Origin of the sequence: Streptomyces sp. CB09001, from assembly GCF_003369795.1 — a bacterium.
Classification (GTDB): domain Bacteria; phylum Actinomycetota; class Actinomycetes; order Streptomycetales; family Streptomycetaceae; genus Streptomyces.
Genome location: NZ_CP026730.1, coordinates 5,389,428 through 5,406,702 on the forward strand (window position 1 = coordinate 5,389,428; position 17,275 = coordinate 5,406,702).

Here is a 17,275-nt window from a genome sequence, read left to right on the forward strand (position 1 = left end):
CCGAAAGGGCAACCACGCGCATGGAGCAGTACGAGCCAGACCGCCTGTCCCCGGCCCAAGTGGCCGCCGTGCGGCGCTCACTCAGGAGCGGCAGGGCCGCCCTCACCCGCCGTTCGCTGCTGCGCGCCTCCACGGGCGGCGCGCTCGCCGTCGGCGGCCTCGGCCTGCTGAGCGGCTGCGGCATCCCGGCGGCCGGCAAGACCGAGGGCGGCGTCTCCGCCGAGGACCACTCCAAGGAGGAGAAGCAGGTCCGCTTCTCCAACTGGACCGAGTACATGGACGTCGACGAGAGCGGCAGGCGGCACCCCACGCTGGAGGCGTTCACCCAACGCACCGGCGTCAAGGTGACGTACACCGAGGACATCAACGACAACAGCGAGTTCTTCGGCAAGATCCAGCCGCAGCTCGCCGCCGGTCAGGAGACCGGCCGCGACATCATCGTCCTCACCGACTGGCTGGCCGCCCGCCTGATCCGCCTCGGCTGGGTCCAGAAGCTGGACCCGGCCAACCTGCCGCACGCCTTCACCAACCTGTCGCCCCAGTTCCGCAACCCCGACTGGGACCCGGGCCGCGCCTACTCCTACCCCTGGCAGGGCATCTCGACCGTCATCGCCTACAACAAGAAGGCACTGGACGGCATCGAGGTCGGGACGGTCTCCGACCTGCTCGACAACCCCAAGCTCAAGGGCCGGGTCGGCTTCCTCACCGAGATGCGCGACACCATGGGCATGACGCTGCTCGACATGGGCAAGGACCCGGCCCGCTTCACCGACGACGACTACGACGCGGGGATCGCCCGGCTCCAGAAGGGCGTCGACCGCGGTCAGATACGCCGCTTCACCGGCAACGACTACACGTCCGACCTCAGCAAGGGCGACTTCGCGGCCTGTCTGGCCTGGGCCGGTGACGTCGTCCAGCTCAAGGCCGACAACCCCGACATCGACTTCGTCATCCCGGACAGCGGCTACGTCACCTCCAGCGACAACATGCTGATCCCCAACAAGGCACGGCACAAGACCAACGCCGAACGGCTCATCGACTACTACTACGAGCCGGGCCCGGCCGCGGAACTCGCCGCCTACATCAACTTCGTCTGCCCCGTCGACGGCGTCAAGGACGACCTGGCCAAGATCGACGAGGACGCGGCGAACAACCCGCTGATCATTCCCGACCAGGCCATGCAGGCCAAGTCGCACTCCTTCCGCTCCCTGAGTTCGAAGGAAGAGACCGCATACGAAGAGCAGTTCGCGAAGCTCACCGGGGCGTGACGACGATGACGACCAACACGACGAAGAACCAGACGGCCGCGCAGGACGGCGGCGGCGACGTCCGCCTCGCCGGCATCAGCAAGACCTACGGCTCCTTCACCGCCGTGCACCCGCTCGACCTGACCGTGCCCCAGGGCTCCTTCTTCGCCCTGCTCGGCGCCTCCGGCTGCGGCAAGACCACCACCCTGCGCATGATCGCCGGACTGGAGGAGCCGAGCGGCGGCACCGTCCACCTCGGCGACCAGGACGTGACCGCCCTGCCGCCCTACAAACGGCCGGTCAACACGGTCTTCCAGTCCTACGCCCTCTTCCCGCACCTCGACATCTACGAGAACGTCGCCTTCGGCCTGCGCCGGCGCGGCATCAAGAGCGTGAAGAAGCAGGTCGGCGAGATGCTCGACCTGGTGCAGCTCGGCGAGCAGGCACGCAAGAAGCCGCACCAGCTCTCCGGCGGCCAGCAGCAGCGCGTCGCCGTCGCCCGCGCCCTGATCAACCACCCCAAGGTGCTGCTCCTCGACGAACCCCTCGGCGCCCTCGACCTCAAACTGCGCCGCCAGATGCAGCTGGAGCTCAAGCGCATCCAGACCGAGGTCGGCATCACCTTCGTGCACGTCACCCACGACCAGGAGGAGGCCATGACGATGGCCGACCAGGTCGCCGTGATGAACGCGGGCCGCGTCGAGCAACTGGGCGCCCCGGCCGACCTGTACGAGAACCCGCGCACCACCTTCGTCGCCAACTTCCTGGGCACCTCCAACCTCATCGAGGCCGAGGTCGACAGCCGCAGCGGCGACGACGTCGTCGTGAAGGCGGCCGGTGACAAGCTCGTCCTGCCGGGCGCCCGGTGTTCCGCCCCGGCGAAGGCGGGCGGCAAGGTCCTGGTCGGGGTCCGCCCCGAGAAGATCAGCCTCACCCACGCGGACGACGCGGGCTCCATACCCGAGGGCCGCAACCGCGTCACCGGCAGGATCGGCAGCACCAGTTTCATCGGCGTCTCCACCCAGTACGTCGTGGACTGCGCCGCCTGCCCCGAGTTCGAGGTCTACGCCCAGAACATCGACCGCGACCCCCGCCTCACGCCCGGCGCCGAGGTCGTCCTGCACTGGAACCCGGCGCACACCTTCGGGCTCGACGCGGCCCAGGCCATCGACGCGGGCGTCGCCGAGGGCGAGGCCGCCTGATGTCCACCCTCACCGAGGCGCCACCGCCGCTCTCCCCGGCCGCGCCCGAGAAGAAGGCCCCGCGCAAACGAGGCCGCTGGACGCCGTACTGGCTGCTGCTGCCCGGCATCCTCTGGCTGGTCGTCTTCTTCGCGGCGCCGATGATCTACCAGGCCTCCACCTCCGTGCAGACGGGGTCGCTGGAGGAGGGCTACAAGGTCACCTGGCACTTCGCCACCTACTGGGACGCGCTGACCGAGTACTGGCCGCAGTTCCTGCGCTCGGTCGCCTACGCCGCCTCCGCGACGGTGCTGTGCCTGCTGCTCGGCTACCCGCTCGCGTACCTCATCGCCTTCCGCGCGGGCCGCTGGCGGAACCTGATCATGATCCTGGTGATCGCGCCGTTCTTCACCAGCTTCCTGATCCGCACCCTGGCCTGGAAGACGATCCTCGCGGACGGCGGGCCGGTGGTCGGCGCCCTGAACACGCTGCACGTCCTGGATGTGACCAGCTGGCTCGGCTGGACCGCCGGCGACCGGGTGCTGGCGACTCCGCTCGCGGTGGTCTGCGGTCTGACGTACAACTTCCTGCCCTTCATGATCCTGCCGCTCTACACCTCCCTGGAGCGCATCGACGGTCGGCTGCACGAGGCGGCGGGCGACCTGTACGCCAAGCCGTCCACCGTCTTCCGCAAGGTCACCTTCCCGCTGTCGATGCCGGGCGTCGTCTCCGGCACGCTGCTGACCTTCATCCCGGCCACCGGCGACTACGTCAACGCCTCCCTGCTGGGCTCGGCCGACACCGGAATGATCGGCAACGTCATCCAGTCGCAGTTCCTCAGGGTGCTGGACTATCCGACGGCGGCAGCGCTCTCCTTCATCCTCATGGCCGCGATTCTCGCCATGGTCACCTTCTACATCCGCAGGTCGGGGACGGAGGATCTGGTTTAGATGGCCTTCGCCAACTGGTTCAAGCGCCATATGGTCGTGATCGCCGGACTGCTGACGCTCGCGTATCTGCTGCTGCCCAATGTCGTCGTCACGGTGTTCTCGTTCAACAAGCCGAACGGACGCTTCAATTACGAGTGGCAGCAGTTCTCCACGGACGCCTGGAAGGATCCGTGCGGGGTCGCCGGACTGTGCGGTTCCCTCTCGCTCAGCCTCCAGATCGCCCTCTGGGCGACGCTGGGCGCCACCGCGCTCGGCACCGCGATCGCCTTCGCGCTGGTCCGCTACCGCTTCCGCGTGCGGGGCGCGATCAACTCGCTGATCTTCCTGCCGATGGCGATGCCCGAGGTCGTGATGGCCGCCTCGCTGCTCACCCTCTTCCTCAACATGGGGGCTCAGCTGGGCTTCTGGACGATCCTGATCGCCCACATCATGTTCTGCCTCAGCTTCGTCGTGACGGCCGTCAAGGCGCGCGTGATGTCGATGGACCCGCGCCTGGAGCAGGCGGCGCAGGACCTGTACGCCGGTCCCTTCCAGACCTTCGTCCGGGTCACCCTGCCGATCGCCGCCCCCGGCATCGCGGCCGGCGCGCTGCTCGCCTTCGCGCTGTCCTTCGACGATTTCATCATCACCAATTTCAACGCGGGTTCGACCGTCACCTTTCCCATGTTCGTGTGGGGATCGGCCCAGCGCGGAACGCCCGTTCAGATCAATGTCGTCGGTACGGCCATGTTCGTCGTCGCCGTACTGTTCGTTCTGTTCTCCATGATCGTCGGTAACCGCCGAAATCGCCGCAAGGCATGAAGCACATCGGTTTGACCCGTAGGGAGTTGAAATCATGGCCCCTGGCGCCATGAGCCGCAGCAACGAATGGACGACATCCCTTTCCGACGCCCAGCCGGTCCCGTACTGGCTGGACGACCCCGGCCGTCCCCGCCCCGAGGCCGCCCTCACCGGCACCGAGACCTGCGACCTGCTGGTCGTGGGCGGCGGCTACAGCGGGCTGTGGACCGCGCTGACCGCCAAGGAGCGCGACCCGGAGCGGGACGTGGTGCTGATCGAGGGCCGCGAGGTGGGCTGGGCCGCCTCCGGCCGCAACGGAGGCTTCTGCGCGGCCTCCCTCACTCACGGGCTGTCCAACGGCCTCACCCGCTGGCCGGACGACATCCACCGGCTGGAGGAGCTGGGCGCCCGCAACCTCGACGCGATCGAGGCGGCGGTCGCCCGCCACGGCCTCGACTGCGACTTCGAGCGCACCGGCGAGATCGACGTCGCCACCGAGCCCTACCAGGCCCGGGAGCTGGAGGAGTGGTATGCGGAGATCCGTGCCAAGGGCCTGGCCGAGGGCGTGGAGTACCTGGACGCCGAGGCCGTACGGGAGCAGGTCGACTCACCCACCTTCCGGGCCGGCCTGTGGGACCGGCGGGGCGTCGCGATGGTCAACCCCGCCAAGCTGGCCTGGGGCCTCAAGCGGGCCTGCCTCGCCCTCGGGGTGCGCGTCCACGAGCACACCCCGGCGCTCACCCTCAAGCCGTACGGCGCCGGCATGGCCGTACGCACCCCGTACGGCGGGGTCCGCGCCCGCACGGTCGCGCTCGGCACCAACGTCTTCCCGAACCTGGTCCGGCGGGTGCGCTCGTACACCGTCCCCGTCTACGACTACGCCCTGATGACCGAGCCGCTCAGCGACGGGCAGCTCGCCTCCGTCGGCTGGAAGAACCGGCAAGGGCTCGGGGACAGCGCCAACCAGTTCCACTACTTCCGCCTCTCCCGCGACAACCGGATCCTGTGGGGCGGCTACGACGCCGTCTACCCCTACGGCGGCCGGGTCCGCGCCGAGTACGACCACCGCCCCGAGACCTACGCCAGGCTCGCCGGGCACTTCTTCACCTGCTTCCCGCAGCTGGAGGGCGTCCGCTTCACGCACGCCTGGGGCGGCGCCATCGACACCTGCTCGCGCTTCTCGGCGTTCTTCGGCACCGCGCACCGGGGCAGGGTGGCGTACGCGGCCGGGTACACCGGCCTCGGTGTGGGCGCGACCCGGTTCGGCGCCGAGGTGATGCTCGATCTGCTGTCGGGGGAGCGCACCGAGCGCACGGAACTGGAGATGGTGCGCACGAAGCCGCTGCCCTTCCCGCCCGAGCCGTTCGCCTGGACCGGCATCGCGCTCACCAAGTGGTCGCTGGCCCGCGCGGACGCGCACGGCGGCCGGCGCAACCTGTGGCTGCGGACGATGGACAGGCTCGGGCTGGGTTTCGACAGTTAGCGACCGCCGCCATGTGACCCGGTTCACCCCAACGAGGTACCGCAACCCGCGTAATGCGGCCGGGAGACCTCCCTCTCCCTCGTGACGCATCCCGCGTCGACGAGTGAAAGGGAGGTTTCACATGCCTGGTGCGAAGACGGCGGTCGCATGGCTGGCATCCGTCGCACCGGATCCCGGGTCCTGCCGCCGGGACTGGGAGCGCGACCCCTCGGGCGTCGCGCTGCTGCCCGCCGGCAAGGCCTGGGACGTGCTCATCCTGCCGAGCAGGCTCGGCTATCCGACCCTGGACGTGCTCTCCCGCGTCCTGGACCAGCCAGGACCGGTGCTCGCCGACTTCGGCGACGCGCGCACGGGCTTCTTCGTGCCGCCCGGCACGGCGGCCCGCTGGCTGGGCACCGGCATCCGGACCGCCGGGCTCGGCACCTGGATCGTGGTGCCGCACCCCGGCGGGCTGTCGTCCGGCGGCACCCGCTGGCTGATCCCGCCCGACGGGACCGGCACCCTCACCGACCCCTCGCTCCTGGAGCTGGCGATGCACGAGGCGGCGGCGGCTCTCGCGGTGGCGGACAACGAGGGGTAGCGACAGGTGCAGGACAGAGGGGTAGCGACAGGTGAAGTACAGGTGAGGTGCGCAAGGGGTTGACAACGGAATTGGTCTGGACCAAATTGGGCGCGCTCCACCCTCCCCATCTCCCCCATGCCCGGAGGTACTTGTGGAACGCGCAGTTGTGCAACGCGCCAGACCTCTCGCCCGCCGCCCCCTCGTCACCCTGCTCACGGCCGCGGCCCTCGCCGCGTCCGGCCTGACCGCGCTCACGTCGGCCGCCCGTGCGGCCGACGCGGACCTCGCCCGCAACGGCGGCTTCGAGTCCGCGCTCGACGGCTGGACCTGTACCGCGGGCACCACCGTGACCTCGCCCGTGCACGGCGGCACGTCGGCCCTGAAGGCCACCCCGGCCGGAGCGGACAACGCCCGCTGCTCGCAGACGGTGTCCGTCAAACCGGACTCGCAGTACACGCTCTCCGGATACGTCCGGGGCACCTACGTGTACCTCGGTGCGAGCGGCACCGGCACCACCGACGTCTCCACCTGGGCCCAGTCCGCCCCCGACTGGCAGCAGCTGACGACCAGCTTCCGCACCGGCCCCTCGACCACCAAGGTCACCATCTACACCCACGGCTGGTACGGCACCGGCGCCTACCACGCCGACGACATCTCCCTCACCGGCCCCGGCGGCGAGACGCAGCAGCCCCCGGCGGTCCCCGGCGGTCTGAAGACCGGCTCGGTGACCTCCTCCTCCGTCGCCCTGTCCTGGTCACCGGTGCCGGGCGCGACGGGCTACGCCGTCTACCGCGACGGCGCCAAGGTCAGCACCGTCACCGGCACCTCCACCACGGTGTCCGGCCTGACCCCGTCGACGGCGTACTCCTTCCAGGTCACGGCGGTCAACGACGCGGGTGAGTCGGCGCGTTCGGCCACGGTCACGGCGACCACCGCCCAGCGCCCGGACGACGGCGGCGGCTCCGCCGACCTCCCGGCCCACGCCCTGGTCGGCTACCTCCACGCCAGCTTCGCCAACGGCTCCGGCTACACGCGCATGGCCGACGTGCCCGACAGCTGGGACGTCATCGACCTGGCCTTCGGCGAGCCCACCTCGGTCACCTCCGGGGACATCCGCTTCGAACGCTGCCCGGATGGGGGCACCTCCCGCTCGAGCGAAGCCGAGAGTGGGGGAGAGTGCCCGAACGTGGAGAGCGACGCCGAGTTCAAGGCGGCGATCAAGGCCAAGCAGGCGGCCGGCAAGAAGGTGCTGATCTCCATCGGCGGCCAGAACGGCCAGGTCCAGCTCACCAGCACCGCCGCCCGCGACAAGTTCGTCTCCTCCGTCTCCGCGATCATCGACGAGTACGGCCTGGACGGTCTCGACATCGACTTCGAGGGCCACTCGCTCTCCCTGAACGCCGACGACACGGACTTCAAGAACCCGAAGACCCCCGTCATCGTCAACCTCGTCTCGGCCGTGAAGACCCTGAAGGCCAAGTACGGCGAGGACTTCGTGCTGACCATGGCGCCCGAGACCTTCTTCGTCCAGCTCGGCTACCAGTACTACGGCACCGGCAAGTGGGGCGGCCAGGACCCGCGGGCCGGGGCCTACCTGCCCGTGATCCACGCCCTGCGCGACGACCTGACCCTGCTGCACGTCCAGGACTACAACTCCGGCTCGATCATGGGCCTCGACAACCAGTACCACTCCATGGGTGGCGCCGACTTCCACATCGCCATGACCGACATGCTGCTCACCGGATTCCCGGTCGCGGGCGACGCGAACAACGTCTTCCCGCCGCTGCGCCCGGACCAGGTCGCGATCGGCATGCCGGCCTCCACCCAGGCGGGCAACGGCCACGTCTCGTCGGCCGAGGTCAACAAGGCGCTCAACTGCCTGACCAAGAAGACCGACTGCGGCTCGTACGCCACCCACGGCACCTGGTCGGACCTGCGCGGCCTGATGACGTGGTCGATCAACTGGGACCGTTACTCGAACTGGGAGTTCCAGAAGAACTTCGACGCGTACTTCGGCTGACGTCGCGCGGGGTCCGGCCGGGTGGAATCCGGCGGTCCACCAGCCGGACCCCGGTCAGCAGCACCACTCCCAGGCACCAGCTCGCCACCACGTCCAGGGGCCAGTGGTAGCCCCGCCGCACCAGCCCGTAGGAGGTGCCGAGCACCAGCAGGGCGCACAGCACGACCAGCGTCCGGCGTACGGCCGGCGCGCGCAGCCGCCCGAGCAGCAGCACCGCCGCCGCGCCGTACGCGACGAGGGCCGTGGCGGTGTGGCCCGAGGGGTAGTAGCCGGTCGCGGGCGGCACCGCCGGGGTGCCGGGGCGGTCGGTCCACTCCTTCAGCGGCGCGACCAAGGCCGGCACCAGCGCCATCGCCAGGACACCTGCCAGGGGCGGCAGCCACCAGAGGTGCACGCCTCCGGCCCGCCCGTGCCACGCCACGTACGCCAGCGCCACGACCAGGACCGGCACCGCCACCTGCACATTGCCGAGGTCGGACAGCAGCTCGGAGAACCGGTCCGGGTGGACGAGCGCCCCGCTCAGCCGCTCGTCCACCCCGACCAGGGGGCCGTCGGCGACGACCTGCCAGGTGATCAGCGCGAAGAGGAGCACGGGAAGTCCGACGAGGGCGGACAGGGCGCGTGGCGGGGCGGAGACCGGCATGACGCCCAGCTTCGCAGGCCCGGCCTCGCGTAGTCTCACCGCCCGTGACGACCATACGAACGGCACGGGACAGTCAGTGGGGAGAAACCTTCGCCCGGCTGAAGACGATGACCAGTGAGGGCAGGTACGAGGAGGTCGAGGCCGAGGCCCGGACGCTGGCCGCGCTCCCGCGGCGCCCCTGGCGCAGGCGTCCGCCGCACTGGGAGGCGAGGGTGCTGGCCACGGGAGCGGCCGTCATGCACGGCCGGATGGCCGAGGCGCTGGACGAACTGGACACGCTGATCGCGGAACTGGAGCCGGTCGGCCTCAACTCGCAGATGCTGCGACTGATCGCCCGCAGCAATCGCGTGGTGGCCCTGTCCGGCCTGCGGCGGTACGCGGAGGCGGAGACCGAGGCGAACGGCGTCCTGCGCGAGCTGAACCGGATCGCCCACCGCGCCCCGGTGGCGGCGCTGGAGATCAACACCCTCGGACACCTGGCCACCGTGCTGTGCGGGCTGGCGCGCCACGAGGAAGCGGAGGCCGTGGCCCGCGGCAACCTGCCCCGGGCGAAGGGACCCGCCGTCGGCGTCCTGCACACCACGCTGGCGCGCAGCCTGAACGGGCAGGGCCGCCACGAGGAGGCGCTGACCGAGGTGCGCCGGAGCCTGCCGCCGCCGCCCCGCTATGCCGCCGGGTACCCGGACCTGGTCGCCGCCGAGGCCCTGCACGGTCTGGGCCGCCGCGCCGAGGCGGAGGACGCCGTACGACGGTCGCTGGCCGACTGCGAGCGGTGGCTGCCCGCGGCGCATCCGCGCACCGGCGAGGCCCGAACCCTGCTGGCCCGCGTCACCGGGGAGGAACCGGGCGAGGAAACCCGAGAAGAACCGGGGGAGTGAACACCGAAGGGCCGGCACAAGGGGGGGAGTGTGCCGGCCCTTCGGTGAACCACCGTCCCGAGTGCCGAGGCGGCCGTCCTGACCGGAACGCCGCGCGCCCCGGGGGGTTTGGGGCGGGCGACCGTCCGATCGGTGAGGAAGCCGGAACCCGTGGGCTCCGGTTGTGTGCGCGAGGCACGACCAGGTCGAAGCTGGGGAAGCCTCGTCCTGATGATCCGCCCACAGTCCCCTGTGGGCGGGTCCATCTCTCATCTGCGTAGAACCTACGGCAGGGGGTGCGCTCAGGACAGGTCCATCGGCGTCCTGACATCCACCCCGCACACCTTCTTCACACGCTCTGCCGTCGGCTCCGCCAGGCGTGCGAAACGTGGCTCGGACGCGCGTTCGGCATCCGTGCTCAGATGCGGGTGAAGGCCTGCTCGATGATGTCGAGACCTTCGGTCAGCAGGTCCTCCCCGATCACCAGCGGGGGCAGGAAACGCAGCACGTTGCCGTAGGTGCCACAGGTCAGGACCAGCAGGCCCTCCTGGTGGCAGGCCTTGGCGAGCGCGGCGGTCGCCTCCGGGTTCGGCTCCTTGGTGTCGCGGTCCTTGACCAGCTCGATGGCGATCATCGCGCCGCGGCCCCGGACGTCGCCGATGACGTCGAACTTCTCGGCCATGGCGGCCAGGCGGGACTTCATGACCGCCTCGATGTCCTTCGCCCGGGCGTTGAGGTCCAGCTCCTTCATCGTCTCGATGGCACCGAGCGCGCCCGCGCACGCCACCGGGTTGCCGCCGTAGGTGCCGCCGAGGCCGCCGGAGTGCGCGGCGTCCATGATCTCGGCGCGGCCGGTGACGGCGGACAGCGGCAGACCGCCCGCGATGCCCTTCGCCGTCGTGATCAGGTCCGGGACGATGCCCTCGTCCTCGCAGGCGAACCACTGACCGGTGCGGCAGAAGCCGGACTGGATCTCGTCCGCGACGAAGACGATGCCGTTGTCCTCGGCGAACCGGCTGATCGCGGGCAGGAAGCCCTTGGCCGGCTCGATGAAGCCGCCCTCACCGAGCACCGGCTCGATGACGATCGCGGCCACGTTCTGAGCGCCGACCTGCTTGGTGATCTGGTCGATCGCCTGCGCGGCGGCCTCCGGACCGGCGTGCTCCGCACCCGTGGGCCACCGGTAGCCGTAGGCGACCGGCACGCGGTACACCTCCGGCGCGAAGGGGCCGAAGCCGTCCTTGTACGGCATGTTCTTGGCGGTCAGCGCCATCGTCAGGTTGGTCCGGCCGTGGTACCCGTGGTCGAAGACGACCACGGCCTGCCGCTTGGTGTACGCCCGCGCGATCTTGACGGCGTTCTCCACGGCCTCGGCGCCACTGTTGAACAGCGCCGACTTCTTCGCGTGGTCGCCCGGCGTCAGCTCGGCCAGCGCCTCGGCGACGGCGACGTAGCCCTCGTACGGCGTCACCATGAAACAGGTGTGGGTGAAGTCGGCGAGCTGCGCGGACGCCCTGCGCACGACGGCCTCGGCGGAGGCGCCGACCGAGGTTACCGCGATGCCGGAACCGAAGTCGATCAGACGGTTGCCGTCCACGTCCTCGACGACACCGCCACCGGCGCGCGCGACGAAGACGGGCAGCGTGGAGCCCACACCCTGCGCGACCACGGCCGTACGGCGGGCCTGCAGCTCCTGCGACTTCGGGCCGGGAATGGCGGTGACGACGCGGCGCTCCTGCGGAACTGCGGTCATGGGGGGCTCCTGGGGTCGTGCGGGCAAACGTTTGACTTCTTTTCTCGCAGGCTAGGACCGGCGCCGTGGGGTGGGCATGCTCCATGTGGGCGTTGTCCGCGCGGCCGGTTGTCCGACATGGACAGGTGTCGGGAACGGCGACATATGGACACGTCGACGCGGGCCCGGCCGCGTAAGCGGTGAACTCCCCTTGGGAGGGCGTTAGATTGGCTCGCTGATGGTGGACGGAGCGGCAGGTCAGGGGGCAAGGGCGATGGACGGCGACGGGACCCGGGACGCGCGGGGCACGCATGCGAATCCGGTGCCGCGTCCGGCGAGTCCCCCGGAGGTGCCCGCGAAGCCCCCCGAGGCACCCGCGGTGCCGCCCCGGCCGGCGCGGGCACCGGGGGCCCCGGACGGTTCGGCCTTCCTGACCTGGCTGCGCACCCCGCGCCCGCAGGCGCTGCCGGGTGTGTGGCGGTTCGGGCACCGGCCGCGGCCCGCGGAGGAGCCCGAGCGGGTGCCGGGCCGACAATTGCTGAGCGGTGCGGTGATCGCGTTCCTGGTCGGCTGGCTGATCTGGTCGCTGCTCTGGAACGGCTACCTGGGCGGCTGGTGGCTGCTGCCCCTCTTCGCGATGATCCCGGACTCCTGGGCCGAGCCGCACAGCTTCGCCTCGGTCGTGGTCGTCTACGCCTACTACGTCCTGATCGCCGGCATCATCATGGTCGGCGTCGGGCGGCTCGGCCGCTGGGGCGAGATCTGGCGGCGCTACGGCCCGCCCGCCTGGCGCCGTGCCGTCCCCGGCGCGGTTCCCGCGCCCGCCCCCGAGGAGGACCCCGCCGCGTGGCCCGCGCTCCGTGCCGCCGGGGCCCAAGACGCCGCCGAGCGGCTCGCCGCCGACGCCCGCTCGGGACTCATGCGGGACGTGGACCACGCCCGCATCGCCCGCGCCTGGCAGGGCGTGCAGCGCGGCCGGCACAGCCTCGCCACCTTCACCGGCGCCGTGCTCAGCCACGGCTCCGCCGCCTGCCCGCACCCCTCCGGCGCCCGCGACCTGCCCGCCCGGCAGGCCCGGCACGACCTCGTCACCGGCCAGGTGCGCATCGGCACGGCCGCCGACGACGCCCGCAACCCCTACGCCTACCGCGGTGCCGGTCTCGCCCTCGGGCCCGACCTGCTGGGCACCTCGCTGCTCGCCGTAGGACCCGCGGGCTCCGGCAAGACCGGCAGCCTGGTGCGTCCGCTCACCGAGTCGCTGTGCCTGCACGCGCTCGCCGGGGGCGCCGCGGTCGTCGTGGTCGGCGCGGCGGGCGCGGACCTCGGCCCGACGGACGCGTACGACGTCGTCGTCCGGATCGGCAACCCGGACTCCGTGTACGACCTGGACCTGTACGGCGGCACCACCGACCCCGACGAGGCCGCCGTCGTACTCGCGGAGGCCCTGGCCGGCGACCTCACCGACCAGCACCAGGGCGGCGACACCCGCCGCTCCACCACCGTCCTCGCCCAGCTGCTCGGCCCCTTCCGCGCGGTCCACGGCCGCTTCCCCGGCGTGCCCGAACTGCGGCAGTTGCTGGACGGCGCGCCCGGACCCCTGGCCGAACTGCGCGAGGGACTGCGGGCGGCCGGTCTGGAGTCCCTGCTGCGCGAGCTGGACGCGCGCGAGCGGCAGCAGGGCCGGCCCGGCGACGTGGGCGGCGTCCTGGCCGACCGGGTGGCGCTCCTTGACCGCCCCGCCTTCGCCCCGTTCTTCGACACCTCCGGACAGTCCCGGCCGTTCTCCCTCAAGGCCCTCGACCACCCGGTGCGGGTCCGCATCGACCTTCCCCAGCGCGGCCACGCCGACGCCTCCCGGATGCTGGCCCGGCTGGTGCTCGCCCAGTTCACCGCGAGCGTCTCGGTGCGGGAGGACCGGTCGCTGTTCGCCTGCCTGGTACTGGACGACGCGAGCGGCGTGGTGACGCCGGAGGCGGTACGGGGCGTGCAGCGGCTGCGCTCGGCCGGGGCCGGCGTGGTCCTGACCCTGCGCACCCTGGACGACGTACCGCGCCCGTTGCGCGGACCGCTGCTCGGGGCCATCGGGTGCCGGATGGCGCTGTCCGGGCTCACCCCCTGGGACGGGCAGGACTTCGCCGAGGTGTGGGGCAAGGAGTGGACCGAGGCCCGCGACGTCACCGACCGGCAGATCATCGCCGAGACCCCGGCGGGCAAGGCCGTGCACATGCTCCGCCGGGTGATCACCGGCAAGGCGCCCACCGCGCGCGCGGTGACCGTCCGCCAGGTCGAGCGGGAACGCTGGTCGGCCTCCGAGCTGGCGCACGCCGTGCCGGCCGGGCACGCGGTGCTGTCGCTGACCAGCGTCAAGGGGGAGCACGCGCCGCCGCTGCTGGTGGATCTGCGCGGGTGAGCCGTGCCGGCCGCGGGCGGGCCCCCGGGACCGTACAGTGAGGCAGAATCGGCACAGGTCGTTCATACGCGGCGGCCAAAAGATCACAGCGACTCCACACCGACTCCGCGACCCCAGCCTCGCCCCCGCACGCAGACCCGAAGGCCAAGGCACCCATGCCCCCGACGCTCGCCTCGCTCGTCCACCACTCGGCGCTCAAGCTGACCGTGCGCGCCGGCGAGGACCGCCTCGACGTGCCGGTGCGCTGGGCCCACGTCAGCGAACTCGCCGACCCCGTGCCCTACATGGAGGGCGGGGAGCTGCTGCTGATCACCGCCCTCAAGCTGGACGCCGAGGACCCCGACGCGATGCACCGGTACGTGAAGCGGCTGGCCGGCGCCGGAGTGGTGGGCCTCGGATTCGCCGTCGGGGTCAACTACGACGACATCCCCGAGGCCTTGGTGGACGCCGCCCGGCAGGAGGGGCTGCCGCTGATCGAGGTGCCGCGCCGCACCCCCTTCCTCGCCATCAGCAAGGCCGTCTCCGCCGCCATCGCCGCCGACCAGTACCGCGCGGTCACGGCGGGCTTCGCCGCCCAGCGGGAGCTGACCCGGCGGACCCTCACCGACGGCCCGGAGGGGCTGCTGGCCGGGCTCGCCGCGCAGGTCGACGGCTGGGCGGCGCTGTACGACGCCTCGGGCGCCGTCGTCGCCACCGCACCGGAGTGGGCGGGGAGGAGGGCCGCCCGGCTCACCGCGGACGTGCGGCGGCTGCGCGAGCGACCCGCACCGGCCTCGTCGGTGGTCGGCGGAGCGGGGAACACCGAGCACTCCGAGAACGCCGACCGGGTCGAGCTGCACTCCCTGGGCACCTCCCGCAGACCCCGCTCCGCGCTCGCCGTCGGCACCGCCGCCGCCCTGGGCACCGCCGAGCGGTACGCCGTCCACTCCGCCATCGCCCTGCTGACCCTCACCACGGAACGCTCCCGCTCCCTGCACGAGGCCGGGCTGCGCATCGACGCGGCCGTGCTGCGCATGCTGCTCGCCGGCGAACCCGACCACGCGCGCACGGTCGCCGGGGACCTGTACGGAGGCCTGCTGGACGCGCCGTTCCGGATGATCGTCGCCGAGTCGGGGGCGGCCAGGAACAGGGCCGCCACGACCGGGCACACCGCCGGTGAGACGGGCGGCGACCCCGGCGGCGACCCGCTCGGCACCCTCGCCGCGCTCGCCGAGGTGGCGGAGTCCGCGGCGGCCCGCTCCGGCGAGGCGGTGCTGGTCGTCCCCGAGGGGGAACGCCTGGTGGTGCTGGCCACCGACGGGGGCGCGGCGGTCGCCGCCTGCGTCGAGCACGCGTCGGCGCTGGAGGCCGCCCGCCCGGCCGCCGAGCCCCTGGCGGGCGGCGACGAGGAGAGCCTGGTCGTCGGTCTTTCGGCACCGTCCGGGCCCATCGCCGCGTCCGCCGCCTACAAGCAGGCCCAGCAGGCCCTTTCGGTGGCCCGCCGGCGCGGCCGCGTCTGTGTGGAGCACGAGCACGTGGCGGCCGGCTCGGTCCTGCCGCTGCTCGCCGACGACGCGGTGCGCGCCTTCGCCGACGGCCTGCTGCGGGCGCTGCACGAGCACGACGCCACCGGCCGGGGCGACCTGGTCGCCTCCCTGCGCGCCTGGCTCTCCCGCCACGGCCAGTGGGACGCGGCCGCCGCCGACCTCGGCGTCCACCGCCACACCCTGCGCTACCGGATGCGCCGGGTCGAGGAGATCCTCGGCCGCTCCCTGGACGACCCGGACGTCCGCATGGAGCTGTGGCTGGCCCTGAAGACAACGGCACCGGAGTAACGCCCTCACCTGGCCACCACGTCGAACACCGCCCACCCACCACTACACCCCGGACAAACACCCGCCGCCCCGCCCCGCCCTACCGTGGAACCCGCACGGCGCACACCCCACCACCCCCAACGCGGAAGGGCCGGGACTCGACAATGACTTCCACCCACGCCTTCTGGCTCGCCGGCCGCCAGGCCACCGGCGAGTCCGACTTCGACGTCACGTCCCCCTGGGACGGCACCACCGTCGGCACGGTGAGCCTCCCCACCGACGCCCAGGTCGAGGAGGCCGTGGCCGCCGCGTACGCCGTACGGGACGAGTTCGCCGCCACCCCGGCCCACGTACGGGCCGCCGCCCTCGACCACGTCAGCCGCCGCCTGGTGGAGCGCACCGAGGAGATCGCCCGCCTGATCTCCGCCGAGAACGGCAAGCCCGTCAAGTGGGCCCGCGGCGAGGTCGGCCGCGCCGTCTCGGTGTTCCGCTTCGCCGCCGAGGAGGCCCGCCGCTTCAACGGCGGCGAGGCCCAGCGCCTGGACACCGACGCCGGCGGCCAGGGGCGCCTCGCGCTCACCCGCCGCTTCCCCAAGGGCGTGGTCCTCGGCATCGCGCCCTTCAACTTCCCCCTCAACCTGTGCGCCCACAAGATCGCCCCCGCGATCGCCGCCGGCGCGCCCCTCATCCTCAAGCCGGCCCCGGCGACGCCCCTGTCCGGCCTGATCCTCGGCGAGCTGCTCGCCGAGACCGACCTGCCCGCCGGCTCCTGGAGCATCCTCCCGGTCCCGAACGACCGCATGCCCGCCCTCGTCCAGGACGAGCGCCTGCCGGTCATCTCCTTCACCGGCTCCGAGACCGTCGGCTACGCGATCATGGACTCGGTGCCGCGCAAGCACTGCACGCTGGAGCTGGGCGGCAACGGTGCGGCCGTCGTCCTCGCCGACTGGGCGAGCGACGAGGACCTGGACCGGGCCGCGGCGCGCATCGCGACCTTCTCCAACTACCAGGGCGGCCAGTCCTGCATCTCCGTGCAGCGCGTGATCGCCGACGCCGCCGTCTACGACCGCCTGCTGCCCCGCATCGTCGCCGCCGTCGAGGCCCAGGTCACCGGCGACCCGAACGACGACGCGACGGACGTCGGCCCGCTGGTCAGCGAGGCCGCCGCCGAGCGCGTGGAGACGTGGGTGCGGGAGGCCGTCGACGCGGGCGCGAAGCTCCTCACCGGCGGCAAGCGCGACGGCGCCTCCTACACCCCGACCGTCCTCACCGAGCTGCCCGCCGACACCACCCTCGCCCGCGAGGAGGTCTTCGGCCCGGTCCTCAGCGTGCGGAAGGTGACCGGCGAGGCCGAGGCGTTCGCCGCCGTCAACGACTCCAAGTACGGCCTCCAGGCAGGCGTGTTCACCCACGACCTGCAGGCCGCCTTCCGCGCCCACCGCGCCCTGGAGGTCGGCGGCGTCGTCATCGGCGACGTCCCCTCCTACCGCGCCGACCAGATGCCCTACGGCGGTGCCAAGCAGTCCGGCGTCGGCCGCGAGGGCGTGAAGTTCGCGATGGACGACTACACCTACGAGCGGGTGCTGGTCCTCACCGGACTCGCCCTCTGACGTCTCG

Annotated in this window: 13 protein-coding genes; 11 read left to right on the plus strand and 2 right to left on the minus strand. The window is 72.0% G+C overall.

All coding sequences use genetic code 11. The annotated features are described in order from the left end of the window. The first annotated feature begins 20 nt into the window (after positions 1-20). The 7 genes from C4J65_RS25260 to C4J65_RS25290 all read left to right on the plus strand — a co-directional run bounded on the left by C4J65_RS25260 (position 21) and on the right by C4J65_RS25290 (position 8,223). Entirely contained in the window at positions 21-1,268 is a 1,248-nt protein-coding gene (locus C4J65_RS25260; RefSeq protein ID WP_115744443.1) for a spermidine/putrescine ABC transporter substrate-binding protein, read from the plus strand. A 5-nt stretch (positions 1,269-1,273) separates the two neighbouring features. Next, positions 1,274-2,449: an ABC transporter ATP-binding protein gene (locus tag C4J65_RS25265; RefSeq protein ID WP_115746620.1), complete on the plus strand. Its 1,176-nt coding sequence runs from the start codon at positions 1,274-1,276 to the stop codon at positions 2,447-2,449. Then, positions 2,449-3,378 (plus strand): ABC transporter permease, encoded by a 930-nt coding sequence (locus C4J65_RS25270; protein ID WP_115744444.1) that lies wholly within the window; start codon positions 2,449-2,451, stop codon positions 3,376-3,378. Before C4J65_RS25265 ends, C4J65_RS25270 begins: the two co-directional genes overlap by 1 nt. After that, positions 3,379-4,179 (plus strand): ABC transporter permease, encoded by an 801-nt coding sequence (locus C4J65_RS25275; RefSeq protein WP_115744445.1) that lies wholly within the window; start codon positions 3,379-3,381, stop codon positions 4,177-4,179. A 34-nt stretch (positions 4,180-4,213) separates the two neighbouring features. Then, complete coding sequence (locus C4J65_RS25280; protein ID WP_115744446.1) at positions 4,214-5,641, plus strand: FAD-dependent oxidoreductase; 1,428 nt, start codon at positions 4,214-4,216, stop codon at positions 5,639-5,641. 121 nt (positions 5,642-5,762) lie between these two features. After that, positions 5,763-6,221 carry a hypothetical protein gene (locus tag C4J65_RS25285; protein ID WP_115744447.1) on the plus strand — a complete coding sequence of 153 codons (459 nt, stop codon included), beginning with the start codon at positions 5,763-5,765 and terminating at the stop codon, positions 6,219-6,221. A 148-nt stretch (positions 6,222-6,369) separates the two neighbouring features. Further along, positions 6,370-8,223 (plus strand): glycoside hydrolase family 18 protein, encoded by a 1,854-nt coding sequence (locus tag C4J65_RS25290; protein ID WP_205351060.1) that lies wholly within the window; start codon positions 6,370-6,372, stop codon positions 8,221-8,223. Here the strand turns inward: C4J65_RS25290 and C4J65_RS25295 are convergent. Beyond that, complete coding sequence (locus C4J65_RS25295; protein WP_162833347.1) at positions 8,162-8,866, minus strand: phosphatase PAP2 family protein; 705 nt, start codon at positions 8,864-8,866, stop codon at positions 8,162-8,164. The two genes, C4J65_RS25290 and C4J65_RS25295, sit on opposite strands and share 62 nt — an antisense overlap. A gap of 44 nt (positions 8,867-8,910) precedes the next feature. On the opposite strand from C4J65_RS25295, the gene C4J65_RS25300 reads away from it, so the two are divergent. Beyond that, positions 8,911-9,744: a hypothetical protein gene (locus tag C4J65_RS25300; protein WP_240330503.1), complete on the plus strand. Its 834-nt coding sequence runs from the start codon at positions 8,911-8,913 to the stop codon at positions 9,742-9,744. A 397-nt stretch (positions 9,745-10,141) separates the two neighbouring features. Here the strand turns inward: C4J65_RS25300 and gabT are convergent, their stop codons facing one another. Then, positions 10,142-11,476 (minus strand): 4-aminobutyrate--2-oxoglutarate transaminase, encoded by a 1,335-nt coding sequence (gene gabT, locus C4J65_RS25305; protein ID WP_115744451.1) that lies wholly within the window; start codon positions 11,474-11,476, stop codon positions 10,142-10,144. A 253-nt stretch (positions 11,477-11,729) separates the two neighbouring features. Between gabT and C4J65_RS25310 the strand changes: the two genes are divergently transcribed. From C4J65_RS25310 to C4J65_RS25320, 3 genes are all read left to right on the plus strand, one after another. Next, positions 11,730-13,865: an ATP-binding protein gene (locus C4J65_RS25310; RefSeq protein WP_115744452.1), complete on the plus strand. Its 2,136-nt coding sequence runs from the start codon at positions 11,730-11,732 to the stop codon at positions 13,863-13,865. A 155-nt stretch (positions 13,866-14,020) separates the two neighbouring features. Continuing rightward, entirely contained in the window at positions 14,021-15,679 is a 1,659-nt protein-coding gene (locus C4J65_RS25315) for a PucR family transcriptional regulator (protein WP_115744453.1), read from the plus strand. Positions 15,680-15,822: 143 nt separating this feature from the next. Continuing rightward, positions 15,823-17,268 (plus strand): aldehyde dehydrogenase family protein, encoded by a 1,446-nt coding sequence (locus C4J65_RS25320; RefSeq protein WP_115744454.1) that lies wholly within the window; start codon positions 15,823-15,825, stop codon positions 17,266-17,268. The last annotated feature ends 7 nt before the right edge of the window (positions 17,269-17,275 follow it).

What these genes read in the sequence shown, in the direction of transcription:
- C4J65_RS25285 (WP_115744447.1), top strand. Translation starts at nt 5,763, where the DNA reads ATGCCTGGTGCGAAGACGGCGGTCGCATGGCTGGCATCCGTCGCACCG.
- C4J65_RS25275 (WP_115744445.1), top strand. Translation starts at nt 3,379, where the DNA reads ATGGCCTTCGCCAACTGGTTCAAGCGCCATATGGTCGTGATCGCCGGA.
- C4J65_RS25265 (WP_115746620.1), top strand. Translation starts at nt 1,274, where the DNA reads ATGACGACCAACACGACGAAGAACCAGACGGCCGCGCAGGACGGCGGC.
- gabT (WP_115744451.1), bottom strand. Translation starts at nt 11,476, where the DNA reads ATGACCGCAGTTCCGCAGGAGCGCCGCGTCGTCACCGCCATTCCCGGC.
- C4J65_RS25260 (WP_115744443.1), top strand. Translation starts at nt 21, where the DNA reads ATGGAGCAGTACGAGCCAGACCGCCTGTCCCCGGCCCAAGTGGCCGCC.
- C4J65_RS25295 (WP_162833347.1), bottom strand. Translation starts at nt 8,866, where the DNA reads ATGCCGGTCTCCGCCCCGCCACGCGCCCTGTCCGCCCTCGTCGGACTT.
- C4J65_RS25280 (WP_115744446.1), top strand. Translation starts at nt 4,214, where the DNA reads ATGGCCCCTGGCGCCATGAGCCGCAGCAACGAATGGACGACATCCCTT.
- C4J65_RS25320 (WP_115744454.1), top strand. Translation starts at nt 15,823, where the DNA reads ATGACTTCCACCCACGCCTTCTGGCTCGCCGGCCGCCAGGCCACCGGC.
- C4J65_RS25315 (WP_115744453.1), top strand. Translation starts at nt 14,021, where the DNA reads ATGCCCCCGACGCTCGCCTCGCTCGTCCACCACTCGGCGCTCAAGCTG.
- C4J65_RS25310 (WP_115744452.1), top strand. Translation starts at nt 11,730, where the DNA reads ATGGACGGCGACGGGACCCGGGACGCGCGGGGCACGCATGCGAATCCG.
- C4J65_RS25270 (WP_115744444.1), top strand. Translation starts at nt 2,449, where the DNA reads ATGTCCACCCTCACCGAGGCGCCACCGCCGCTCTCCCCGGCCGCGCCC.